This window comes from Polyangiaceae bacterium, assembly GCA_020633235.1.
Classification (GTDB): domain Bacteria; phylum Myxococcota_A; class Polyangia; order Polyangiales; family Polyangiaceae; genus JACKEA01.
This window is the reverse complement of sequence record JACKEA010000005.1, coordinates 632277-656779: the sequence shown is the minus strand read 5'-3', so window position 1 is coordinate 656779 and position 24503 is coordinate 632277. Positions and strand designations below refer to the sequence as shown.

General features: G+C 68.8%; 14 protein-coding genes. 9 read left to right on the top strand and 5 right to left on the bottom strand.

Features of this window, described 5'->3' with window-relative positions; translation table 11 throughout:
- Window positions 1–7: 7 nt before the first annotated feature.
- The 3 genes from H6717_28745 to H6717_28735 all read left to right on the top strand — a co-directional run bounded on the left by H6717_28745 (window position 8) and on the right by H6717_28735 (window position 10251).
- Window positions 8–1495 carry a L,D-transpeptidase gene (locus H6717_28745; GenBank protein MCB9581051.1) on the top strand — a complete coding sequence of 496 codons (1488 nt, stop codon included), beginning with the start codon at window positions 8–10 and terminating at the stop codon, window positions 1493–1495.
- 88 nt (window positions 1496–1583) lie between these two features.
- A complete protein-coding gene (locus H6717_28740; GenBank protein ID MCB9581050.1) occupies window positions 1584–6272 on the top strand; it encodes an AgmX/PglI C-terminal domain-containing protein in 4689 nt (1562 codons plus the stop codon).
- Window positions 6265–10251, top strand: coding sequence for a VWA domain-containing protein (locus H6717_28735; GenBank protein MCB9581049.1), 3987 nt, complete (start codon window positions 6265–6267; stop codon window positions 10249–10251). The genes H6717_28740 and H6717_28735 overlap by 8 nt, the downstream gene beginning before the upstream one ends.
- Window positions 10252–10308: 57 nt before the next feature.
- Here H6717_28735 and H6717_28730 read toward each other — a convergent pair whose 3' ends face one another.
- Complete coding sequence (locus H6717_28730) at window positions 10309–12078, bottom strand: glycoside hydrolase family 15 protein (GenBank protein ID MCB9581048.1); 1770 nt, start codon at window positions 12076–12078, stop codon at window positions 10309–10311.
- A 61-nt stretch (window positions 12079–12139) separates the two neighbouring features.
- Here H6717_28730 and H6717_28725 point away from each other — a divergent pair, with 61 nt between their 5' ends.
- The 4 genes from H6717_28725 (at window position 12140) to H6717_28710 (ending at window position 17835) form a co-directional block, all read left to right on the top strand.
- On the top strand, window positions 12140–14356 hold the full coding sequence (locus H6717_28725; GenBank protein MCB9581047.1) for a bifunctional alpha,alpha-trehalose-phosphate synthase (UDP-forming)/trehalose-phosphatase: 2217 nt from the start codon (window positions 12140–12142) through the stop codon (window positions 14354–14356).
- Between the two features lie 16 nt (window positions 14357–14372).
- Window positions 14373–15683, top strand: coding sequence for a hypothetical protein (locus H6717_28720; protein ID MCB9581046.1), 1311 nt, complete (start codon window positions 14373–14375; stop codon window positions 15681–15683).
- Window positions 15684–15833: 150 nt separating this feature from the next.
- Window positions 15834–16763, top strand: coding sequence for an SUMF1/EgtB/PvdO family nonheme iron enzyme (locus H6717_28715; protein ID MCB9581045.1), 930 nt, complete (start codon window positions 15834–15836; stop codon window positions 16761–16763).
- Between the two features lie 232 nt (window positions 16764–16995).
- Entirely contained in the window at window positions 16996–17835 is an 840-nt protein-coding gene (locus tag H6717_28710) for an SUMF1/EgtB/PvdO family nonheme iron enzyme (protein ID MCB9581044.1), read from the top strand.
- On the opposite strand, the gene argB is transcribed toward H6717_28710, so the two are convergent.
- Genes argB through H6717_28690 form a run of 4 tightly spaced genes read right to left on the bottom strand, consistent with a single transcriptional unit; the run spans window position 17832 to window position 22765 of the window.
- Window positions 17832–18656, bottom strand: a complete 825-nt coding sequence (gene argB, locus H6717_28705; protein ID MCB9581043.1) for an acetylglutamate kinase — start codon at window positions 18654–18656, stop codon at window positions 17832–17834. The two genes, H6717_28710 and argB, sit on opposite strands and share 4 nt — an antisense overlap.
- Window positions 18653–19702, bottom strand: coding sequence for an N-acetyl-gamma-glutamyl-phosphate reductase (gene argC / locus H6717_28700; protein MCB9581042.1), 1050 nt, complete (start codon window positions 19700–19702; stop codon window positions 18653–18655). The genes argB and argC overlap by 4 nt, the downstream gene beginning before the upstream one ends.
- A 49-nt stretch (window positions 19703–19751) precedes the next feature.
- On the bottom strand, window positions 19752–21479 hold the full coding sequence (locus tag H6717_28695) for a hypothetical protein (GenBank protein MCB9581041.1): 1728 nt from the start codon (window positions 21477–21479) through the stop codon (window positions 19752–19754).
- Complete coding sequence (locus H6717_28690; GenBank protein ID MCB9581040.1) at window positions 21476–22765, bottom strand: histidine--tRNA ligase; 1290 nt, start codon at window positions 22763–22765, stop codon at window positions 21476–21478. The genes H6717_28695 and H6717_28690 overlap by 4 nt, the downstream gene beginning before the upstream one ends.
- 157 nt (window positions 22766–22922) lie before the next feature.
- Here H6717_28690 and ruvX point away from each other — a divergent pair, with 157 nt between their 5' ends.
- A complete protein-coding gene (gene ruvX, locus H6717_28685) occupies window positions 22923–23345 on the top strand; it encodes a Holliday junction resolvase RuvX (GenBank protein ID MCB9581039.1) in 423 nt (140 codons plus the stop codon).
- Window positions 23346–23455: 110 nt separating this feature from the next.
- A complete protein-coding gene (mltG, locus tag H6717_28680; protein ID MCB9581038.1) occupies window positions 23456–24466 on the top strand; it encodes an endolytic transglycosylase MltG in 1011 nt (336 codons plus the stop codon).
- Window positions 24467–24503: the final 37 nt, after the last annotated feature.

Genomic DNA, 24503 nt, shown 5'->3' with positions numbered 1-24503 from the left:
GTACCCCATGGGCTACGTCTGCACCGACGAAGCCACGACGGACGTCGACGATCCGCTGGTGCGGGCCGCCAGCGTGAGACCGGACATCTCGAAGCCGATGCCCTACCACTACGGCTTCGTGCGGGCGACGGCGCCGCAGTACCTGCGCATCCCGACCAAGGAGGAGCAGGTACGTAGCGAGTTCAAGCTCGAGGAGCACATCCAGTGGTTCAACGACCACAAGGACGAAGTGCAGCGCGTGGATCTCGGCGCCAACGACGTGCCTCTGGACGCTCGTGGCATCGCGCGGCCGGGGCTAGAGAACGCAAAGGGTTTCAAGCTCTCCACTCAGCTCACCCGCGCGGAGCTGTTCGGCGCGACGGATCCGGAGGAGCGGCCGCCGTTCTGGCTGGAAGGTGGCAAGCGCACGATCCCCAACGTTTCCGGTTTCGAGGTTCCGGACTACGCCGTGTTCGCCGACCGCGTACGGCGCAAGACCGGACTTTCCTTCGTGGGAGCCTTCGACACGAAGAGCGAGGACTTGGAGCGCCGCTTCGCGATCACCGTGGATTTGCGGCTGATCCCGACCACCAAGGTCAAGCCGGACACCGGTTCGCCCTTCCACGGGGTGGAGCTTTCGGACGAGTTCCCCATTCCCTTCGCCTGGGTCCTCAAGCGCGACGTGACGACCTATCGACTGATCAAGGGGCGGGACGAAGCGCGTCCCGCGGACGCGGTGCCGCGTCGCGCGATCGTGCCGCTCAGCGGCCATGCTCGCATCAAGGACGGCAAGCGCTTTTACCAGACCAAGCGGGACAAGACCGTCTGGCTCCAAGCCACGGACCTCGGCATCGTGGCGCCGCCCCCGGAGTGGCCGGAATGGGCGGACAAGGGCGAGAAGTGGATCGACATCTCGATCCGACAGCAGACCCTGGTGCTCTACGAAGGCAAGAAGGCCTGGTATGCGACGCTGGTGTCCACGGGTCGAGATCGCTTCGGGGATCCGAAAGAGAAGCTCGCCACGCCGATGGGCAAGTTCCGATTGCAGAGCAAGCACATCGCCGCGGCGATGGACTCGGAAGAGAACTCGAGCGTGGCGGGCGGCACCCGGGCGAACACCCACCACGCGCTGTCGGCCTCCGCCCGGGACACCATCGATCGCTTGAAGCAGGCGGAGAAGGACGGCACCAAGCTGAGCGACGAGGACCAGCGCCGCTTGGCCAACATCAACAAGGGCCGCCACCCGGAGTACGGCGTGACCATGCGCCGCGGCGCGTCGGGGTTCGAGCTGCGAGACGTCCCCTGGATCCAATATTTTGCTTCGGGATACGCCATCCACGGCGCCTACTGGCACGACGTGTTCGGCATTCCCCGCAGCCACGGCTGCGTGAACCTGGCCCCGATCGACGCTCGTATCGTCTTTATGTGGACCGACCCTCCGGTCCCAGAGGGCTGGCACGGCATCAACATCGGCTCGGACATGGGCGAGGGAACCCCCGTCTACATCCACGAATAGTGGGGCTCCGCCGGGCCCGTTTACGCGGCGGGGTCCGCCCGGTATGGAACTTCTCGCGGCACAGGGGGTCTGTCCCGCGAAAGGTCCGATGAAAAGCGAACACGTCGTCGGCCGAGCCTGGGGGTGGTTCGGCCTGGTCCCGCTGCTCTTCTTCGTGCTGCTCGCGTCTGGCTGTGACCAGGGCGAGCGGCGCCTCGCACCCCGGAGCCTGACCTGGGCGGAGCTCCGCACCGTCCGGCACGGAGTGCTCGTCACGCCGCCGGGCGGGGACGAGCGCCCGCCCTATGCGCGCGAGCGCATGGTGGACGGCGAGCAGGTGCGGCTGGAGAAGACCGGTCTCGCCTGGCTCCGCCGCGACGGCGGCGCCACCTTCCTGATCCACGGACCGGCGGCGCTCACGCTCTACTCCGATTCCATCAAGATCGATTCGGGCCGGGTGTTCGTCGATGCTCCTGGTCGCGCCGAGCTGACCACGCCGGCGGGGGCATTGCACCTGTCCAAGGTGCGGAGCAGCATCGAGGTCGGCGACAGCACCTCCGCGTACGTGCTCAGCGGCGAGGTGCGCGCCGAAGGCGACACCCGCGCGCGTCCCGGAGAGCGCTTGACCTTGCAGAAGGGAAGCGCCGCCAAGGTCGCTCCCGAGCTCGTATGGGAGGACTGGACCGGCGGCTTGGCCACCACGGATCGCCTGGCGGAGCCTGCGCCCTTCGGCATCGGGACCGTCGGTGGGCGGACTCCGGGAAGCACGGGCACCGCGCGATTCCCCCTGGCGATTCAGCGCCTCGACGTGCACGTGACGATCGACGGCGACTTCGCGCTGACGGAGGTCGACCAGCGCTTCTTCAACTCGAGCTCCGAGACGGTGGAGGGCATCTATCGCTTTCGTTCACCGCCCTCGGCCAGCTTGTCCCGCTTCGGTGTGGACCGCGGCGGCCGGCTTTCCTGGGGCAGGGTCAAAGAGCGCGCGGCGGCCGCAGCGCAGTACCAACAGAACGTGTACGTGGGCTCCACGGAGGATCCCGCGCTCCTCGAGTGGGAGGCGCCCGGGGAGTATCGGGCGCGGCTCTATCCCATTGGTCCGGGAGAGACGCGTCGAGTCGTGGTGCGCTACACGGAGTTCCTCGGGCGCACCGGCAAGCAGGCGGAACGACGCACCTACGTCTACCCGATGGCCGCAGAAGGTGCGGAGGCTTCGCTCCCTCACGTGGAGGAGCTCAGCATCGACGTGAACCTGACCAAGGCGCGGGCCAAGGAGGTTCGCACCGGGATGACGGGCGTGCGCAAGGGCAGTCAGATCATCGTGCGGGAGCACGACTTCGTGCCGCGGGCGGACTTCACGGTGGAGCTGTTCGACGATGGTCAGAAGGACCTCGTCGCGTATCGCGCCAAGCACTCGCCGGATCTGGAAGTCTTGCCGATTTCGGAACGGGCCGAAGCGCGCAAGAGCTCCCTGGGCCAGGCGGACTACCTGCTGGTTCCGGTCCGGGCGCGGGACGTGCCCCAGCCGGAAGGCGGCATGGATCTGGCCATCGTGGTGGATGCTTCTGCCGCCAACGAGCCGGCCGCCATGGAGCTCGCGCGGGCGGCGACGGGAGCACTCTTGGCCCATCTCGGGGACGACGATCGCGCAGTGGTCTGGGCGGGTGCCGAGGAGCTCCGGCCGGTGGTGGAGGGCATGCAGAGCCTCGCCACCATCGACGATGGCGCCCGCCGCAAGATCCTGACGGGACTCTCTACGCTCAATCGCGGCGGTGCCACGGATCTCGGCTCCATGCTGACCCGGGCCCAAGCGTCCCTCGATCCCAAGCGCCGGGGCGCCGTCGTCTACATCGGCGACGGCCACGCCACCGTCGGCGAGCTCACGTTGAACGAGCTCAAGAAGCGCCTGACGAAGCTGCCGCGGCCGGTTCGGCTGTTCGCTCTGGGCGTGGGCGCGGATGTCGAAATGGGAGTCTTGGCGGGCCTCTCGGCAGGTGGTTTCGCCGCCCGTATCGACAGCGGCTATGCGGCGGCGCGAGAAGCCCTCGCTCTGCTGGAGATGGCGGAGCGCCCCGCGCTGTTGTCCACGGCGGTGGATCTCGGTCCCAACGTGGAGCGCGTCTATCCCCGGGATCCGGACGCCCTGGTGAGCGACGAAACGGTGCTGGTGGTGGGCCGGACAGACAAGAGCAAGCTGCCCGACCGACTCACCCTGCACGGTCCCGCGGGCGACAAGCCCGTGGGCCTCACCAGCGTGGATCTCGTCGACCACGGAGACCTGCGACGACGATGGGCGGAGCAACGTCTCGGGGAGCTGCTCGACGACGGAGCCGGCCGCGCGGCGCTCGTGGATCTCGGGTCTCGCTACGGGATCATCACGCCGGTGACCTCGCTGTACGTGCCGACGACGCGGGAGATCGAGGAAGAGGAGCGCTCCCGACGCCGCGAGCTGGACCTCGAGGAGGTAGAGACCGAAGAGGTCGCCGACAACAAGGAAGGCGGGACCGGCACTCGCGCCAAGGGCGAAGAGGGATCCATGGGACGTCCGACGTCCAGTCTGACCAACCGCCGCTACGCAGTACGCGGCCCCTCGGACAACTCGGACCCGCACGTGGCGCGAAAGCAGGCGCTGGACGAGGCCCAAGAGTTCGGCATGATCGGCGTGCTGAACAGCGGGGCCGGTGGCGAACCGGAGGCCCCCGCCGCCGCGCCCACGACGGCGTGGGGACGGGATTCGGCCAAGGGAGGCCCGCCCGCCGAAGAGAAGGCCAGCGGCAACATGTGGGGGAACGACATCCCGCAGGCCGACAAGGAGCTGGCGCCCCCCCCGGCGGCATCGGCGGCGCCCGCACAAACGCAAATCGGCGACGCGTTCGGCGCGGGTGGCCTCGGCCTCGCCAAGATTGGCTCCGGTGGCGGCGGTCGCGGTGACGGCATCGGTCTCGGCGACATCGGCACCTTGGGGCACGGCGCCGGCACCGGCACCGGTCAGGGTTTCGGCAGCGGGCATGGTCGCCTCGGCGGCAGTCACGCGTCCGCCGCACCGCGGGTGCGCATGGGCGCGGTCAACGTGACGGGCCGGCTGCCGCCGGAAGTGATTCAGCGCATCGTGCGGCAGAACTTCGGACGCTTCCGGCTGTGTTACGAGCAGGGCCTGACGCAGAATCCGAACCTCGAGGGTCGCGTCACCACCCGCTTCACCATCAACGCCTCCGGCGAAGTCGCGGGGGCCCAGAATGGCGGCTCCGACATCCCCGATGCCTCGGTGGTGTCGTGCGTCGTCAACGCCATGAGCGGTCTGTCGTTCCCCCAGCCCGAAGGGGGCAGCGTGGTGGTGGCTTACCCCATCATGTTCTCTCCGGGGGACAGCGAGGCCCGGCCGACGAGCTCGGTCACCGTGAAGGTGGACGGCCTGCCGCGCATCGCGCTGGGCTGCAGCCGGGCGGCGCAGGTCCCGTTGTTCGAGCGCATCGCCCTGTGGCGGGAGCGCTTGGCGCGGGTTTCGGGCAACCCCGGCGGCGTCGCCAACGTGTATCGCGACGCGCTCCGCGATTGCGAAGCACCGACTTGGCGCGAGCGGCGCCGGCTACTCTCACTGCTGCTGGACGCGCTGCCTTCGGTGACTCAGCGCGTGCAGCTCTGGCGCATCATGTTCGACGACAAGAGCGCGGCCGACGTGCTCTACCGCGGGCTCGTGGCGCGGGTGAAGAAGGCCGCGGAGATGCGTGAGCTGCACCAGGCGCTGGGCCTCAAGGCGATGGATCCCGGTCTGCTCGCCAAGTACATCAAGGACGCGAAGACTCCCGGCGCGCGAGTCGACAAGCTCCGTGCTCTGTGGAGCGAGTGGCCCGATGACTTTGCCGTGGCGCTGGCGCTGATGGACGCCCTCGAAGACGCCGACGATCGCGGGGGTGCCCGAGACCTCGCCGAACGTCTGCGCGCGCGGCCGGACCTCGACGCCCACGTGCGCACGGCCATCGGCGAGCTGTATCTCCGGCTCGCCGCCAGCGACAAGAACGCGAGCGACAAGGCCCAGGACACCCGCGCGGCGCGGCGCGCCTTCGGCGAGATCGTGGAGTTCGCTCCGGACGACCCGGTCGCGCGGCGGCGCCTCGGTGACTTGCTCCGCGCCCATGGCTGGTACGCCGAGGCGGAACGCCAGTATCAAACGCTGGCGCAGCTCTCACCGGAAGATCCCGCCGTGCAGCTCTTGCTGGGCGCGGCCGCGGAAGGGCAGGGTCAGCTAGAGGCGTCGATCCGCTGGATCGAGAAGACCGCCGAGTCCGGTCCGCCGACGCCGGGTTCGGGTCAGAGTCCCGCGAGCGTGGCGCACGCGCTGTCCGCCACCTACCTGGCGTGGGGCCGGCTCAGCGCGAAGAAGGCCCATCGCGACAAGGAGCTCGCGGCGCTCGTCGCCCGGGCGACGAGGGTGTTGTCCGACGATCGCTCCAATCCAGGAAGCATGGTGCGCGTGAGTCTCACTTGGGCGCATCCGGAGCTGCACCCCACGCTGTGGAGCGACGCCCTCGGCTCCCCGATGCCCGCGCCGGAAGGGGACGTGGCCTTGGGCATCTCACAGGTCCGACTGCCCAAGGGCAGGCGATCTCGCCTCGAGATCCGGGTGGAGCCGGACGAGCTCGAACGTGCGGCTCGCCTCGGAGCCGAAGCCACGCTCACGGTGGTCTTCGACGAGCTCGGCAAGAACGAGAAGATCGTGCGCATGCCGGTGCGCTTCGAGCGCGGGGGGCCGGCTTCGATCAAGCTCAGCGTGAACGGCGGGGAGGTGACCCGTGACTAAGGCGCTGAAGGCTCTGGCCGCTCTCGTCGTGGTCGCCTTGGCCGCCGGCGGCATCTGGTGGCTCGGTCGCGCCACGGCGCGCGCGCTGCCTCCCACAGTGGCGGATCTCGAGGTGGTCCACTCCGGGGTGTTGGTGTCCGACAACGCTACCGTGGGCTCACGCCGGCTGTCCGTCGGCTCCACCGTGGTCACCGACGCCGACGGTCGCGCACGGCTTCGGCTCGACGACGGGACCACCGCCGTTTTGGACCGCGACTCGGAGATCCGAATCACGGAGAAGGGTCTGGCCCTGACCCGGGGCCGCTCCTTCGTAGTGGCTGCCGAGGACGCCCGCACGGAGCTGTCCATCTTGGAGGCGAAGGCGGTCCTCAGCGGCGCCAACTGCGGCGTGGACCTCGACGGCGCGACGGCACACCTGTACTCCGCCAACGAAGAGATCGTCATCACCGCGGGCGGCAAGGAGCACAAGGTGCACGCCGGCGAGAGCGCCACGCTCACCGCGTCCGCCGTGGAAGTGGCACCGGCAAAGACCTTCGACGACTGGACCGGTGGGCTCGCTTCCCCTTGGGGCGTGAACGGAACGCCGCGCCGTGCGGTGGGTGAGCTCTGGGGGCGCATCCCGGGAGCGCCCGCGGGAGATCCCGGCTCGCCGCTCACCATTCGCGCTCACGACGTGACGGCTACCATCGACGGCGAAGTGGCCCACACCGTGCTCCGCACGGTCTACTTCAACGGTGGTTCGAGCTCCGTCGACGGCGACTACCGCATTGCGCTGCCGCCGGGCGCCATCGTCTCGCGCTTCGCCTGGGGGAGCGGCGACCGCATGGCGGAGGCGAAGATCGCGCTGGCCGAGCGCAAGCAGGTGGAGCTCCGCCCCGTGGCGGCGGTGCTGGAGTGGGCCGGTGACGGGTGGCTGCGCGGCAACCTGCCCGGAGTCCCGAGCGGCGCCACCACCATCGTGGAGATCGAATACACCGAGTGGCTGGCGCCCAAAAAGGCGAACGGGAAGCTGACCGTCCAGTACCGCTACCCCCTCGCGGCCGCGGCGGATCCGCCGCTCATCGGCGAGTTCTCGGCCCACGTCGACGCCAGCGCGTCGCGTCCCAAGTCCATCGCGGCAGGCTACGGTGCCACACCGAAGGGTGACGTGGTGGAGCTTCGCCGGCCGGACTTCCGGCCCTCGGCGGATCTCGTGGTCGACGTCGAGATCCCCGACTTCGAGTCCGACGCGCGTTCCTACGTGGCCAAGGCGGAGAAGGACGACGACGCGAAGACCGTGGTCGTTCGAACCGAAGCGCCGGCGGCGGCCCCAGGCGCGGGGGCGACGGTGGTGCTCGTGGTGGACACCTCCGGCAGCGCGGAACCGGCGCTCTTGGAGGTGTCGCGCGCCTTCGTGAACGCCGTGCTCGATGCCCTCGGGCCCAAGGACCGCGCGATGGTGCTCGCCGCAGATCAGACCGCGCGGCCGGTGGGCCCGAAGGATCTCGGTCCGGTGGACGCCGCGCGCAAGAAGGCCGTGCGCGAGGCGCTGGACAAGTTGCAGCCCGGGGGCGCGACGGACATCGGTCGCGCTCTCGAGGCCGGGGCCGACGCACTACCCGCCGACGCCCCCAGTGGCATCGTCGTCTACGTCGGCGATGGTTGGCCCACGCTGGGCGACCCCACGGTGGAAGCCATCGAGGCCCGGCTGTCGCGCCGCAGCGGCGGCGTGCCTCGCCTGGCCGCAGCGGCGGTGGGGCCATTGTCGAACCGCGCCGCCTTCGCCGCGCTCACGCGTGGCGCGGGGCCGCTCCTCGAGATCGTGGATCAAGGAGAGGCTGCCGGCGCCGCCGCCACGCTGGTGAGCGAAGCCCTGCGGCCCACGGTCGCAAACCTCGAGCTCGATCTCGGGCCCGAGGTCGAAATGGTCTACCCGCGCACGGCCCGCGCGGCCGTTGCCGGCACCACCGTGACGGCGGTCGGTCGCGTGCGCGAGCGCATGCCGAGCGCAGTGGTGGTGCGCTGGCGAGACGCCGCCGGCAGCCACGAAGACCGCCGCCTGTTGTCCTTGCGCACGGCGCCAGACGAAGGCGACGCGCGGCGCCGTTGGGCCGCCGCGCGCGTGGAAGAAGTGATGCTCACCGGCAAAGGCCGAGAAGCCGCCACCGACGTGGCCTTCGAGGCCGGGCTGATCACGCCGTGGACTGGTCTCCGCATCGGCTCCGGCCCCTACGTCGCCAGCAGCTTCGAGACGCGACTGCTCGATCTGGGAGGCGAGTCCGCCTTCTTGACGCCGAGCCAGCGGCTGGGAGCCCTGAGCAACGTTCCGGCGGAGATCCCCGACACCGACACCGACGCAGTGACCTTGGAGCACGCCCTCGGTGCCGCTGCCGTACGGGTGCTCGACTCCGCGTCCGGCAGCATTCGCGCCTGTCGCGACTCCCGCGCCGCGCTGCGCCCCGAGCTCGCGGGGCACCTGGCCGTGAGCTTCGGCCTCGATGGCGACGGCACGGCGAGCGACGTGCGGGTGCGTGGCACCTCGTCGGAGGCCGACGACGCCGCGCTCAATCGCTGCGTGGAGGTCGTCGTCGGCGGGCTTTCGTACCCGAAGCTCGGCATCCAGGTCCGCATCAAGGTCGATCGCGACATCGAGCTGCCTCCCCCGCGCGCCGGCGGGCAGCGCGTGAAGTGCTCCGCTACCTCCCGGCTGCCGCTGCCCCTGCGGCGGGGGATCTGGCGCGAACGGCTCAGCCGCCAGGGTCCGTCGCCCACCTTCTTGGAGGCACGCAAGAGCTGCGAGCTGTCGAACTGGTCGGCGGAACGCGCGTTGCTCGAGCTGGTGCTCTCCACCACTACCGGCGGCGTCGCTCGCGTGGGCGTGGCCCGCGATCTGGAAAAGGCGGGCGAGGCCGAAGCTGCACGCTTCTTGCGCCGCGAGGCCGTGCGCCGGGCGGCGAGCCCGGAGGAGCTCGACGCCGTGCGCCGCGAGCTCCTCGGGGACGAGCGCTATCCCATCGCCACCTTCAAGAAGCGCTATCGCGCCGAGTCCAACGACGCCGGGCGGCTCGCCGTCGTGCGACGCTTTCTGTCGCTCGCACCGCACGATGCGGGGCTCCGACGCCGAATGCTCGCGCTGCTCGAAGCACTGGGCAAGAAGGACGAGCTCACGGCGGAGATCCGCCAAATCCGCGTGGATCCCTTTGCGGACGCGGAGCTCCTGGCCGACGCCGCCAGCATCCTGCGGCGCATCGGATCGGAGCTCGAGGCGCGCCGCACCTTCGGCGAGCTCACCGAGCGGGCTCCATCGGACCCCTGGGCTCGCGCGTTCCTCGGGGATCGCTTGCGCAACGAAGGCTGGTTCGACGACGCCGCCGCGGCCTACGCCGCCCTCGACCAGATCATGCCGGACGATCCGGGCGCTCTGGTGCGTCTGGCCCTCGCGCACGCCGGGGCGGGCCGACTCGACATCGCGCGGCGGCTGCTCTCGCGGGTGGCGCAGACCGGCGGTCGAGCCGGTAACGAAAAGCTCGCCGAGCTGTCGAGCTTGCTCTCGTCCGTGCTGCTGGCGGAGGCGCGAGGTAACCCGAAGACCAGCAAGGAGGACGCCGCACGCCTGACGGCGGCCGCCCTCGAAGTGGCGCGCCCCACCCGCGGAGTGTCGGTGCTGGTGTTCGCGCCGGCAGCGACCGTGCGCCTCAGCACGGAGGTCGTGCGGGATGCCGGCAAGGAGGGCGCGTCCACCCCGCCGGACGTCGCCGCCGAAGGCATTGGCGTCTACGCCCTGAGTTTCGATCCGTCCGGCACCGGCGCCGTTCGCCTCGAGCTGTCGCGCCCCGAAGCGCTGGCACCGACCCGCGCCACGCCGGTGCGCATCCGCGCGCTCGCCATGGACGGCAATCCCGCCACGCCGCCCACGTTGGTGAGCACCGACGTAACACTGCCCATCGACGGCAAGCCCGTGAAGGTCGGCTGGCGCGACGGCAAGCTCGTCACGCTGTGAGCCTTTTCCGCGGCGAGCCAACAACAGGATCCCGAAGATCTTGTTGGTCCGCCGCGGTCACGGATCTCCCACCTCCAGCGGCAGGGGACTGATGGCGAACGCCGCGTTGATCAGCCCGACGTGGGAGTAGGTCTGGGGGAAGTTTCCGAGCTGCTCGCCGCTGACGGGATCGAGATCCTCGCTGAACAGGCCGACGTGGTTGGCGTGGAGCATCAGCTCCTCGAAGCCGCGCTCGGCCTCCGCCACGAAGCCGAGGCGCGCGAGGGCCTCTACGTACCAGAAGCCGCACACCGTGAAGGTGGCGAGGGTCTCGCCGATGCCATCGTGGTGGCGGTAGCGGTGTAAGAGCGGCCCGCGCACCTTGAGCTCGCGAGCGAGAGCGCGCAGGTGCGGCTCGGCGTGAGGGTGCCCTCGGCGCAAGAAGCCGAGGTTGATCATCATGAGCAGGGACGCGTCCGGGTTGTCCGTGGCCGTGGAGTCGGCGTAGTAGCCGAGCTCGCTTCGGTAGCAGCGCTCGATCATGATGCTGCGCGCTCGAGCGGCCAGGCCGCGGGCGGTGCCCTCGATGTCGGCGGCGCCGGCCTGCTGGGCGATGCGCGCGGCCACCACGGCACCGACCCAGTGCATCAAGAGGGAAAAGGTGTGGGTGCGGACGTCACCCCGGATCTCCCAAATGCCGGCGTCTGGTTGCTCCATCGTCTCCGCGAGCCGCGTGAGCAGCCGGCGCAGCAAGCGCACGGAGCCCGCCGGTTGGTGATCGGCGAAGCGCACGTCCAGGTACATCGGCGCGATGGCGGCGATCATCTCGCCGTACACGTCGTGCTGATGCTGCGCGTAGGCGGCGTTGCCGATGCGCACGGGGCCGCTGCCCTGATAGCCGCCGAGGTGGGAGAGCACTTCCTCGTGCAGCTCGCGCTCCCCGCTGATGCCGTACACGGGCTGCAGGTGCTCGGGGGACGCCTCCGCCAGGTTCTTCAGAAAGGAGACGAACTGCTCCATTTCTTCGAAGTGGCCGATACGTCGCATGGCCCGCAGCGTGAAATAGGAGTCCCGGAGCCAACAGTAGCGATAGTCCCAGTTGCGGCCGCTGCCGAGGTGCTCCGGGATGCTGGTGGTGGTGGCTGCGGTGATGGCGCCGGTGTCCTCGTACTGATGGAGCTTGAGGGCGAGGGCGGAGCGGATCACCTCGCGCTGGAAGCTGCCCGGCAGCGCGGTGTGCTTGACCCACGCTTCCCAGTAGCGACGCGTGTTCGTGAGGAACGTCTCGCAGGTCTGCGCCAGCGGCGCTTCGAGCGGCGAGCCCCAGGTGAGCACCACGTAGGCGTCACGCTCCAACAAGAACTCGCGGGACTCGCGGATGTAGGAGAGCGGCACGTTGGTGGTGAGGCGCAGCTGGGCGCCGGGGATCAGCCACTGGATGTGGTTGCTGGCGACGTAGGCGTCCGGGCGGCTTCGTCCGTAGTCCGTGGTGGGATCGCAGCGGACGCGCACGACCGGCTCGCCGGACAAGCGGCGCAAGCGGCGCACCAGCATGGTGGGCTTGTAGTAGCGCTCGTACTGCTGAAAACGCGGGGCGAAATCCACCACCTCGAAGGCGTCCCCCTCGCGCTCGAAGACCGTGCGCAGAATGTTCGTGTTGGGCAGGTAATCCTGCGTGGTTCGATAGTCGCCCGCGGCTTCTACCGCGAACTGTCCCCCGCGTTCGGCATCCACCAGACTGCCGAACACGAAGCTGGAATCGAACCGCGGCCAGCACAGCCACACCACGTTGGCGCGATCGTCGATCAGCGCTTGGTAGGCGCAGTTGCCGATCAGAGCGAGCTTCACGCAATCGTCAACTTAGATCAGCGTGCCCGATCCTCCAACGAAATGGGGTATAGGGGTCGGCATGCCGAAAGCGAGACTCATCGTAGCCTCGGCGCGGCTGCCCGTGACGGTCACGCGGAAGGCCGATGGCTGGGAAGCGGAGCCGAGCACCGGGGGATTGGTCACGGCCCTTGCCGCCGTGGCTGAGCGTCGGGACTTCACCTGGATCGGCTGGCCCGGAACCGCCATCGCCGAAGCCGAGCGCGACGCCGTGAGCGCCGAGCTCGACAAGCACGGCGCCGTGCCGGTGTTCGTCCCCAAGAACGACGCGGACGGTTTCTACCTGGGCTTCTCGAATCGAGTCCTGTGGCCCTTGTTCCACAACCTCCCGGACAAGGTGCACTTCGAGCCCGCGGGCTATCGCGCCTACCACCGCGTGAACGAGGCATTTGCCGACGCCATCCTGGAGCACACGCGGCCGGGGGACGTGGTGTGGGTCCATGACTACCAGCTGGCGTTGGTGCCCGAGCTCTTGCGGCGGCGGGGTTTCCAAGGGCTCGTCGGCTTCTTCCTCCACATCCCGTTCCCATCCGACGAGACCTATCGCCAGCTCCCTCCGCGGGAAGAGATCTTGCGCGGGCTGCTCGGCTCGGACTTCATCGGCTTTCACAGCTACGAGTACGTGAGCCATTTTCGCGCGGCGTGCCTGCGCGTGCTCGGCCTCGAGTCCGACGTGGAATCGATCCGCATGCCGTCGCGTCGGGTGCGGTTGGGCGCGCTGCCCATCGGCATCGACCCGCAGGAGATCCGCGACATGGCCCGCGGGGAGGACGCCAAGCGCGAGCTCGAGTCGCTGCGGGAAGCATATCCGGGGCGCAAGATCGTCGTGGGTGTGGATCGCCTGGACTACACCAAGGGCATTCCCAAGAAGCTCCTCGCGTTCGAGGAGTTCTTGCGCCAGCACCCCAAGTGGCGGGACCAGGTGGTCTTCATCCAGATCGCGGCTCCCTCACGTACCGGGGTGGACGAGTACCGCGACTTGAAGCGCAGCGTGGACGAGCTCGTCGGACGCATCAACGGGCGCTACGGCACCAGCAGCAGCATGCCCATCGTGTACGTGAATCAGGCGGTGCCCCGGAGCCGCCTGGTGGGTCTGTTCGAAGCCGCCGAGGTCGCGCTGGTGACGCCGCTCCGCGACGGCATGAACCTGGTGGCGCTGGAATACGTGGCAGCCCGGGGCGACCGTGGAGGCACGCTGATCCTCAGCGAGTTCGCCGGCGCGGCGCACTGCCTACCGGGCGCGCGGCTGGTGAGCCCCCACAGCGTGGGCGAGGTGGCGGACGCCCTGTTCGACGCCCTGAGCCAACCGCCGGAGCCCGGCGCGTTCGCGCACATGCAGCGCTTCGTGGAAGAGAACACCAGCATGGCCTGGGCCCAGCGCTTCTTGAACGAGCTCGAAGGCGCGGCGTCGGATCAGCGGCCGAGCTCCGAGCTCTTGCGCATGGACGCACCGGACGTCCAGCGCATGGTGCGCGCCGCGAAGCGGCCGCTGGTGCTCTTGGACTACGATGGGACCTTGCGCTCTTACGTCGTCAACCCCCGGGACGCCGTGCCCAGCCCGCGCATCCTGCGTGTGTTGGGCCGGCTGGCGGAGCGCGCCACGGTGTACGTCATCAGCGGGCGCAGCCAGAAGGTGCTCGACCGCTGGCTCGGCCATCTGCCCATCGGCCTGGTCGCCGAGCACGGTCTCTCCATGCGACTGCCCGGCGGCGACTTCGAGAACCGGGTGCGGGTCAGCGGCAAGACGCTGCAAGAGCTGGTCGACCCGGTGTTCCAGAACTTCGTGCGCCGCACGCCGGGTAGCAGCGTGGAGTACAAGGAGGCGGCGATCGCCTGGCACTATCGCGCCGCGGATCCCGAGTTCGCGTCGTTCCAGGTGCGGGAGCTGCTCACGGTCCTGGAAGATTTGCTCAAACGCCGGCCGTACACCGTGCTGAACGGCAACCGCGTGATCGAAGTGCGCCACCGCAACGTGACCAAGGGCCAAGCCGTCACGTCCCTCCTCGAGCACCACAATCGCGCGGACTTCGTGTTCTGCGCCGGCGATGACCGCACCGACGAAGAGATGATGGAGGCCATCCCCGGGCGCTTCAAGAATCGCTCGATCAGCTGTTGGGTGGGCAGCCGCAACATCCACGCGCGCTACTGGGTGGACTCGAACCTCACCCTGCTCGACGCCCTGGAGCGCATGTACGGACTTTGGGACGAGACCAAGCGAGCGCACGGTCGAGCCGAGTGATAGGCTCCGCGGCGCCGTGCTTCGCTTTCGGCTCTTCGGTTTCCCGGTGATGATTCAACCGGGCTTTTGGTTCCTGGCGCTGCTCCTCGGCTACCACCCGGATCGCTCCGCCGCGGCGATGGCGCTGTGGGTGGCGGTGGTGCTGGTCTCGGTGCTGATCCATGAGCTGGGGCACGCCATGGCGGCCCGCGCCTATGGGCAGAGCCCGGTGATCGCGTTGCACATGATGGGCGGCCTCACGTCCTGGCGACCGACCCATGAGCTCGGCAAGAAGCGCAGGATCCTGGTGACCTTCGCGGGCCCGGCAGCGGGCTTCGTGTTGGGGGGGCTCGCCTACGTGGTGCTGGTGGCGCTGGACGCCCGCGGACAGGACTCGTCGCTCCTGGTGGAGACCATCGAGCTCTTGTGCGTGGCGAACTTGTTCTGGAGCAGCATCAACCTGCTGCCGGTGCTGCCCTTCGACGGCGGGCAGATCCTGGCGGCAGCGCTCGGCCCCGAGCGCCGCATGCTGTCCGCCACGCTGTCGATGGCGTTCGGATTGATCGTGGCCCTCGTGCTCTATCGCATGGGGTCGCTGTTCGGCGCCGTGCTCTTCGGCGTGGGCGGCGTCTCCAGCTACTTCGCCGCGCGCCGGAGCGCACCGGCGCCCATCAGCCCCGAGGCCCTCGGGGAGCTCGTTCATCGCGCCCGGCGTGCCCTCGATGCCGAGGAGTACGAGACCGCGGAGCAAATCGCCCGCGCCGTGGCCCACACCGCACCGCCGCTCCGACCGCAGGCGTTCGAGATCGCGGCCTGGGCAGCGCTGGGTCGGGGGAACGTGGCGGCTGCTCGAGGGGCGCTCAAGGAGCTGCCGAACGCGGACCGCTACCTTGCCGCCGCCGTGAGCCACGCCGATGGCGATCTCGACCGCGCGCGGGCGCTGCTGATCGCGGCCGAAGAGCAGGGGGACACGCGACCTCAGCTCACGGCGCTTCGGGTTCGGGTGGAGCTCGAGCGCGGAGATGCGGCCGCGGCGGCGGCGTTGGCCCTCGAGCTCGATGCGACGGAAGGCGATCTGCGCGTCGTCGCCGAACGAGCGCTGGAAGCGGGCGCTTCCCTCGAAGCTGCGCGCCTCTATTCGAAGATCTTCGAGCAGAGCTCGAACCCCGAGGACGCCTTCGCCGCCGCCCGGAGCTTTGCCCAGGCCGACGCTCGCGATGACGCCGTGGCTGCCTTGTCACAGGCGGTGGGGGCAGGGCTGGTCGATCCCGAGCGCGCGCGCGCCGACCTCACGTCGCTCCTCGGGCACGACGGGTTCGAAGCCGCCTTGATGAAACCCCCGCGCTGACCTTCTTCAGCTGGGGGTTGGTCCGCCGCGGAACCACCCGAAACGCCGGCACGAAGAGTGCAAGCTCTCCGCGCGTTCGATTCACTGCATGCTTCGAAGTTGCCCCCGCTGGGGCGCCCACGGCATGCTCGCAATGTAGGGGAATGTAGGATGTCGCGCTGGAGCTGGGTCGGGGTGCTGTGGATGTCGTTGGGTTTCTTCGCTGTTGGCGCGGAATTCCAGGGAGATCGCGCCTTGGCTGCTCGTAACCAGGACCCCGCGCGGCACCTGCTGGCCGCTGGCGTGGTGGCGCCCACGGCCAGCTTCGTGAACACGGTGGCGCCGGCGGTGACGCGTAACGATGCGCGTAACAGTGTGACGTCGGAGGCCCACCGTGACACCGCTGCCGCGGCGTCACCGGGGGTAGGGGACGCATGCCCGAGCGGCATGGTCTTGGTGGATGGCGACTACTGCACCGAGGTCCGCCACAACTGCACCAAGTGGCTCGACGACCCGAAGCTGCCCTACGCCCGCTGCGCCGAATATGCGCAGCCGGCGGAGTGCGTCGGCAAGCGCGTGAGCATGCGCTACTGCATCGACCGCACGGAGTACACCAAGCCCGGCGACGACAAGCCCTTGAACTGGCAGAGCTTCGTGACGGCGAGCAAGGTGTGCAAGGCCCAGGGTAAGCGGATCTGCACCGAAAGTGAGTGGAATTTCGCTTGTGAGGGCGAGGAGATGCGCCCCTATCCCTACGGCTGGAAGCGGGAGCCCGTCTGCAACCAGGACCGCGACGACCTGTACGAGGCGAACCCCCGCAAGCAGATCCTGAAGGACAACCGCATGGCGAGCGACGAGCTGAGCCAGTGCGTGAGCCCGTTCGGTGTTCTCAACATGGTGGGCAACATGGACGAGCCGGTGCTGCGTGAGAACGCGCGCTTCAATCCGCCGTACCGAAACGGCCTCAAGGGCGGTTGGTGGATGGCGGCTCGCAATCGCTGTCGCCCTGCCACCACCAAGCACGACGACTACTACAACGACATCCAGGTGGGCGTGCGCTGCTGCAGCGACCTCCCAGGTGACGACGGCGCCAAGGGCTGAGCTCCGGGACGCCACGTCGATCGTGGGATTTCGACGCTGATTGGGATCAAGTTCGAGGGCGGGTGCGGAGTAATTTTCGCGCCTGCGCCACAGGGCGAAGGGCCGCATGTAAGCCCGCCGAGATCACACGGGAAAGTGGGGTCCAACGACACTCGGCCCCGAGGCCTGGAGCACCCGGGTCTGGACGAATCTTCCTTGACGGGACCCGGATCAGCATCGAAAGTCCGCCTTCGTGCACCCCGGCCGACTGCTCACCGCCGCGGGTTTCGTCTTTGTCGGCCTGGTGGCGTGCCAGCAGGAGCCGGCGGTGACGAACCCCCCCCTCGAGCCCGAGGAGACCGCCGCCGAGATCCAGTTCCAGGATTCTCCGACGCTGGCCGCCGTGCTCGATCCCAACCTGGTTCTACCTGAAGTGAAAAAGCAGGAGGACCCGGTCTGCCCAGACGGCATGGTGCTGGTCGACGGCGAGTACTGCCCCAACGTGGAGCAGCGCTGCCTGAAGTACATGGATCCGCCCGGGCGCTACGAATACTTCCGCTGCGCCGAATACGCCCAGCCAGCCACGTGCAAGGGTCCGCGCAAGCACCTGCGCTTTTGCATGGACCGTGACGAATACGTGAAGCCCGGCGAGACGCTGCCCGCCAACTACCAGAGCTGGACCATGGCCGAGAAGACCTGCACCGGCCTGGGCAAGCGGGTGTGCATGGAGAGCGAGTACAACTTCGCCTGTGAGGGCGAGGAGATGCGGCCCTATCCCTACGGCTTCAAGCGGGACCCGACGGCCTGCAACGCGGACCACTTCGACGTGGTGGGCAAGGACGGCAAGCTCCGGGACATGCGAGTGCCGCCGGGAACCTACCCGCGCTGTGAGAGCCCCTTCGGCGTGCGGGACCTGTCCGGCAACCTGGAAGAGTTCGTGACCATCGACGGCAGCACGCCGGAGCGCCCCGCAATGAAGGGGGCCTACTGGCAGCCGAGCCGCAACTTTTGCCGAGCTGCCCAGACCGCCCACGACCGCTATTACAACGGAACCGAGACCGGCTTCCGCTGCTGCTCCGATACGCTGCGCTAAAGCGTGAGCAGGGTGCCCACGGTGCCCGGCGCCTCGGCGGCGCTGGGCAGAGCGTCGGACAACAGGTGGACGCGGGCGACGCCGCCCCGGAGCGCCTCGAAGGACTCCTCCAGCTTGGGGATCATGCCGCCGTCCACCACGCCCTCCGCGATCAGCGCCTGGGCTTCGGCGATCTTTAGCCGCTCGATGCGGGTGGCCGGGTCGTTCTTGTCGCGTAGCACCCCCGGCGCGTCCATCAGCAAGAACAGATCCGCGGCGCCCAGGGCCACCGCCAAGCGGGTGGCCACGATGTCCGCGTTGATGTTGTAGATGCGGCCCGCAGCGTCCGCCCCCAGACAGGCGAGCACGGGAACGTAGCCAAGGCTCAAGAGCTCCTCGAGCAAGTCCCGCTCGAAGCCGACGACGTCGCCCACGTGCCCCATGTGGATGGGATCGGGCCCCGCACCGCTCACCACCCGCGGCGGCCGTTGCACCGCGCGGATCACGGCCGAAGAGCCGCCGTGCAGGCCGATGGGACGCACGCCGGCGGCGAGCAGTGCGGCACACAGATCCACATTGGCGACGCCGGCCACGGCCATCTTGATGGCCTCCAGCGCCGCGTCGTCCGTGATGCGGCGCCCGCCCACGATGTTGGGCGTCTGTCCCAGCGCCTTCTGCAGCGCGCTGGTCTGGGGGCCGCCCCCGTGCACGACCACCACACGGGCGTCGACCTCCGACGAACCGACGTCGAGCGCCGCGATCTGCTTCGCGACCTCGCCCAGGCGGGCGCCGCGGATGACTTCGCCGCCGAGCTTGACGACGCGGGTGACGGTCGCGCTCACGGATAGCTCCCGGGATCTTCCAGGGACGCGCGCTCGTCCAAGCCGAGCACCAGGTTCATGTTCTGGATGGCTTGTCCGGCGCCGCCCTTGATCAGGTTGTCGGTGGCACTGAAGCACGACACCAAGCGCGTCGAGCCTTCCACCGGTCCCACCACCACGCCCACCTCGGCGAAGTTCGACCCTGCCACCGCCACCACTTCCGGCAGGCGCTGGGCGGGCACGCGGACGAAGGGCTCCTGGGCGAACCCGTCGCGGTACAGCGCCACGATGCGGTCCGGCTCCGTGTCCGCGGGCACGCGGGCAAAGCTGGTCGCGAAGATGCCACGGGCCAGCGGCGCGGACACGGGCACGAAGCGCAGCTCGAAGCCCTGAGCCCCAGCACCCCGCAGCGTCTCTTCGATCTCCGGCACGTGCTGATGGTTCAGCGTCTTGTAGGTCTTGATGTTGTTGTAACGAACGGGGTGGTGCGTCCCGGCGCTGGCGGCCACGCCGCTGCCGCTCGAGCCGGTCATGGCCACGGTCTCCACGCTGCCGCGAAGCAGCCCGGCGCGGGCCAGGGGCAACAGGCCGAGCTCGATCGTCGTCGCGAAGCAGCCTGGAGAAGCGACGTAGGCGCTGCTTCGGATCTTCTCTCGATTCAGCTCCGGCAAGCCGTACACGAACTTGGGCAAGAGCTCCGGGCAGGGGTGCTTCTTGCCGTAGAAGCGTTGGTACGCGGCGGGGTCCTGCAGCCGGAAGTCGCCGCTCATGTCGACGATCTTCACGCCCGTGGCCATCAGCTTGGGCACCACCTCGGAGCTCACCTTGTGCGGCAATCCGAGCAGCACCACGTCCATGCCGTCGGCGGCCACTTCCGGAGGCAGCTCCTGGAAGGCGAGGTCCGTGACGCCCTCGAGGTTCGGATGGGCCGCGGACAGCGGCTCCCCCACGTAGTCCAGGGACGCCACCCGCGAGAGCTCCACGTCGGGGTGGATCAGCAGGCGGCGGATCATCTCTCCGCCGCCGTAGCCCGAGCCCCCGATGACCGCTGCTTTGTACCGCTTCATCGCGGGTACATTAGAGCATCTCGCGCCCGGTCGTAACCGGAGCAGAGCGCTACTTGCCCTCGCCGCCGCTCAACGTGATCGGGATCCAAAGCGTCCGCATCTTGGCGGTGTGACCCCGACGAGTGTAGCCGGCCAGACCGTAGAGCACGTTCCACCAGTGGCCGTCGGGAGTCTCGCCGTAGGAGAAGGCGGGGAAGATGTGTACTTCCCAGTCGAGGCCGCCCTTCACCTTGCGCTCGTGATAGTAGACGTTGCCTACCAGCTGGCTCACGGAGTCACGATCGCTGAAGCGCCAGTAGACCGGGAAGCCGACCGTCGCGCGTTCGTCGCGACCCACGAAATCCCAGAAGAACGGCGCCACCACGGTGTGGCTCTGGTGACCGCTGCGGCCCAGATACAGGATCGGGTGGATGTTCGTCTGCCAACCGCGCAGGTCGTGGGTGTGTTGGAAGAACGGTGTGATCCAGGTGGTCTCGCTCACGCCGTAGCGTTCGAAGTGTCCCCAGAACGGGAAGAATACCTGGTTCGACTCCCGCGGGCTGGTGCGGGAGTACAGGAACGGGAACAAGAGCTTCTGATCGAGACCGATGTCCGGATCCCGGTAGTGCCAGTACAGCGGGGTGATCATGTCCAGCTGCGTCCGGCCGCGGTAGCGGGCGTAGCCCCAGGTCACGAAGGTGCTCTCGCCCTTTTCACCCTTCGCCTGGAGGTACAGCGGGTTGATGAACAGCCAGCTGTTGCCCTTCCATCCGTAGTGGAAGAACGGAAGCACCGTCGTGTGCCGCTCGTTCTTGCCCCAGATGCTCCAGTACAGCGGGAGCAAGTGGAACATGTCCCGCTCCTGCGTGTGCTCCCGATAGTACGGACCCCAGATATTGACGTAGGAGAGGTCGCGATCGTCGTACCGGTAGTAGTGGAGCAGCGGCGGGATGGCCTCGTACTTCTTCGTCTCGTTCTGCCCGTAGAAGTAGAAAGGGACGACGCCGAAGTCGAGATCGTAGGCGGTGCGGGTGTCACAGTGTGAGCCGCCCTTCCACGAACAGAACATCGGCCCGATCAGGTTGAAGCCGCCGTAGCCGTCGTTCTTCGTGTAGGTCAAGAGCGGCGGGATCACGGTGTAGCCGCCGTGCTTGCGCTTGCCCGTGAAGTACAGCGGTGCAAGCCAGTTGTCCCGCTCGCCGGGGGCCACTCGATTGACGAACGGCCCCACTACCGTGGTGCGGCTTCCGTCGCGCAGATCTCGCATGTTCCAGAACAGCGGGAACAACACGTCGTCGGCTCGCTCGGCGCTGCGGCGGTTGTAATAGAGGCCGCCGTAGAGCGACGCGCGGTCGGTGACGTTGGGCTTGGTGAGCGACGGCATCTTGCGCTCTGCCCACACCGGGAAGGCCAAGCGGAAGCGGTACTTGTCGCTCTGCTCTTCGTAATAAGGACCGTAGAAGCGCCGCGTGGTCGTGGCGCCCATGCCCACGGGCTCGTCTTCCAGCTGGACACTGGTACCGATGCGCGCGCGGACCTTCTTGCTGACCTTCAGCGGCTTCTTCGGCAGCGATGGCTCGGTGCCCGGCGGCAGCAGGCTCTCGCCGCCGCCGGCCGCATGCATCTCGGGAGCGCCCGGGGGCGGCTTGGCACCACCCGCCGGCTGCTGCCCCGTCGACCCCGCCGGGGCAGGACCAATCGGCGCAACGCCGGGTCCATAGGGATCCTGCGCCAAGGCGGGGAAGGCGAGCAGCAACGCTGCCGCCAGCGTGGCGAAGATCGCGAGAGCGCGCTTCAAGCTGGCTCCTCGCTGTCGCGTCGCACGCCGCCCAAGGCCAATCGATCCGCCACCACGTCCACGGCTCGCTCGAGAGAGATCTCGTCCTGGCGGTGCGCCGCGAGATCCTTGAGCTGAACCACGCCGCGCTCGAGCTCCGCCTCTCCGAGCACCAAGCACGCGCGGGCACCGAGCGAATCCGCCCGCCGCAGCATGCTCTTGAGCGAGTTGCCGCGGCCGTCGAGCTCGGTGCGCACGCCGGCGCGGCGCAAGGCTCGGGCCAAGGTCAGCGCACCGCCCAACGCGCTCGCGCCCAAGGGCAGCACCATGCACAGCGGCTCCGTCGTGGCCGGCTGATCGCCCATCGCCAACAGAATGCGCTCCAGCCCCATGGCGAAACCGATGGCCGGCACCGTCGGACCGCCGAGGTCCTCCACCATGCCGTCGTAGCGTCCACCGCCGGCGAGCGTGTTCTGCGTTCCGAGCTCACCGGCGCCCGAGCGCACCTCGAACAGCGTGCGCGTGTAGTAGTCGAGCCCGCGGACCAGGCCTGGATCGACGACGTACGGCGTGCCCAGGGCGTCGAGGGCCTTCTGCAGCTGATTCCAGTGCTCCGTGTCGGCCTCGTCCAAGAGCTCCAGGATGCTGGGAGCGCCTTCGCAGGCCTTTTGGTCACGTGGATCCTTGGAGTCGAGGATGCGCAGTGGGTTCTTCTCCAGGCGCGCCTGCGCGTGCTCCGAGAGCTCGGCCTTGCGAGGCCCGAGGAAGGCCAGCAGCGCGTCGCGGTAGCGCTCCCGCGTTCCCGCGCTGCCCAGGGAATTCACGTGGACCGTGAGATCCTCGATGCCGAGGTTTCGGAACATCGCCACCAGCATGTCGATCATCTCGGCGTCGCACACCGGGCCGGGATCGCCGAAGATCTCGCAGCCCGCCTGATAGAACTGCCGATAGCGCCCACGCTGCGGCTTCTCCGCCCGGAACATCGGGCCCAAGTAGTACCAGCGCGAAACCGGCTGCTTTGCGTAGACCTTGTGCTCCACGAAAGCCCGCGCGACACCTGCCGTGCCTTCGGGTCGCAACGTGAGCGAGTCCCGGTGGTGCTGGAAGGTGTACATCTCCTTCTCGACCACGTCGGTGACCTCGCCGATGGAGCGCACGAAGAGCTCCGTGTGCTCGACGGCCGGCACCCGCACTTCCGCGTAACCACACAGCTCCACGGCCCGCCGAAAGGTCGCCTCCAGCCGCTGCCAGAGACCTACCTCGTCCGGCAGGATGTCGTTCATCCCCTTGACGGCGCGGAAGCTCATGAGTTTGTCAGCCTAAGTATCGCGCTCGGATCTCGGTCGGGTTCGTGCCACGCCTGGGCGCGCGACCCCGCGCTTATGCTCGGACAAATCGGTCGGGTCAAGCTCCGCTACACCCGAAATGCCAAGGAGCTTCGGGGCGTGCTAAAGCCCCGGAGCCATGAGAGCCGCGGCCATCGATCTAGGGACGGTGCGCGTCGGCCTCGCCGTGGCCGACGAGTTGGGGGTCATGGCGCATCCGCGGCCCTTCCTTCCGGGGGGAAATATCGGCCAGCTGGTCGAAGCCCTCGCCACCCTCGCCGAGAGCGAGGGGATCGAGCTGTTCGTGGTGGGACTGCCCCGAAACCTCGATGGGCGGGAGGGCCCGCCGGCTCGGCGGGCGCGGCGGGTGGCGAACGCCCTGGCCCAACGGACCGGCCGGAAGGTCGAGCTGGTGGACGAGTGGCTCAGCACCCGGCAGGCCCGGGAGCGGCTCCGGGAGCAGGGCCTGGACGACCGCGCGGCACGCCAGCGCGTGGACAGCGCCGCCGCCGCCATCTTGCTCCAGACCTGGCTGGACGGCCGAAAGGCTGCCGCCCCGTGAACGCCCCGGCGCGAAGACGGGCCCCCGCCCGGCGCCGGCCGGCGTCCAGGCCGCGGCGCCGCAAGCCGCGCCGGAGATGGTGGCTCTGGATCGCCGCACCGATCCTGCTCGTGGGCGTCGTTTGGGCGTCGCTATGGACCTGGGCGCTGTCCGCCGGTCCGGGCAGCGGCAAGACGGTGCGAGTGCAGCTCACGCCGTCGGCGTCCTTGCGTCAGATCGCCGAGCAGCTGGCCGCGGCGGGTGTCGTCGAGAGCCCGCGGCTGATGGCGCTGTACCTGGGGGTCGTGGGCTCCGGCATCGAGATCGTGCCCGGCGAGCACGTGTTGAACGACTCCCTCTCGCCCCGCGAGCTGGCCCAGCGCTTGGGCCGGGTGGGGAGCCGGGCTCGCGCCAAAGTGACGGTGCCGGAAGGCTACACGACCCTGCAGATCGCCGAGCGCTTGGAGAAGAGCGAGATCTGCACCCGAGACACGTTCCTCGCTGCGTGTCGTTCGGCGAGCCTCCGCCGCGAGCTCGGCATCAGCGGACCCAGCGTGGAAGGGTTCTTGTTTCCCGCCACCTACGACCTCGCGGTGGACAGCGCCCCGGAGACGGTCATCCGCGGCATGGTGCGGACCTTTCGCCGCCGCTTGGAGAAACTCGCGGAGAAGCACCCCGATGCCATCGAAGGGCTGCGCCGCAAGCGCGGCTGGGGAGAGCACGAGCTCGTCACGCTGGCGTCCATCGTGGAGCGCGAGGCCGCTGCCAGTGACGAGCGTGGAACGATCGCCAGCGTCTATTACAATCGCCTGGACGATCCCGAATTTCGTCCCTCCGGCATGTTGCAGGCCGACCCCACCGCAGCCTACGGCTGCCAGGTGGCGCCCAAGAGCGCGGCGAGCTGTGCGGGATACGTGGGCCGCGTTACCCCGGCGATGCTCCGCGACCCGGACAATGCCTACAACACCTACAAGCACGCGGGGTTACCACCCGGCCCCATCGCGAATCCAGGCGCGAGCTCACTCGAGGCCGTTCTCGCGCCAGCGCAGACCGAGTACCTCTTCTTCGTGGCCAGCGGCAACGGTCGCCACACGTTCAGCCGCACGTTGGACGAGCACAACCGCGCCGTGCACGGCGAGTGACCGCGCCGGTTGCGGCCGAGCGCACGCGCCCTTAAGA

Excerpts from the sequence above, each read along its gene's own strand:
- H6717_28745 (MCB9581051.1), top strand. The coding sequence starts at position 8 with ATGGGCTACGTCTGCACCGACGAAGCCACGACGGACGTCGACGATCCG.
- H6717_28740 (MCB9581050.1), top strand. The coding sequence starts at position 1,584 with ATGAAAAGCGAACACGTCGTCGGCCGAGCCTGGGGGTGGTTCGGCCTG.
- H6717_28725 (MCB9581047.1), top strand. The coding sequence starts at position 12,140 with ATGCCGAAAGCGAGACTCATCGTAGCCTCGGCGCGGCTGCCCGTGACG.
- H6717_28715 (MCB9581045.1), top strand. The coding sequence starts at position 15,834 with ATGTCGCGCTGGAGCTGGGTCGGGGTGCTGTGGATGTCGTTGGGTTTC.
- argC (MCB9581042.1), bottom strand. The coding sequence starts at position 19,702 with ATGAAGCGGTACAAAGCAGCGGTCATCGGGGGCTCGGGCTACGGCGGC.
- H6717_28690 (MCB9581040.1), bottom strand. The coding sequence starts at position 22,765 with ATGAGCTTCCGCGCCGTCAAGGGGATGAACGACATCCTGCCGGACGAG.
- ruvX (MCB9581039.1), top strand. The coding sequence starts at position 22,923 with ATGAGAGCCGCGGCCATCGATCTAGGGACGGTGCGCGTCGGCCTCGCC.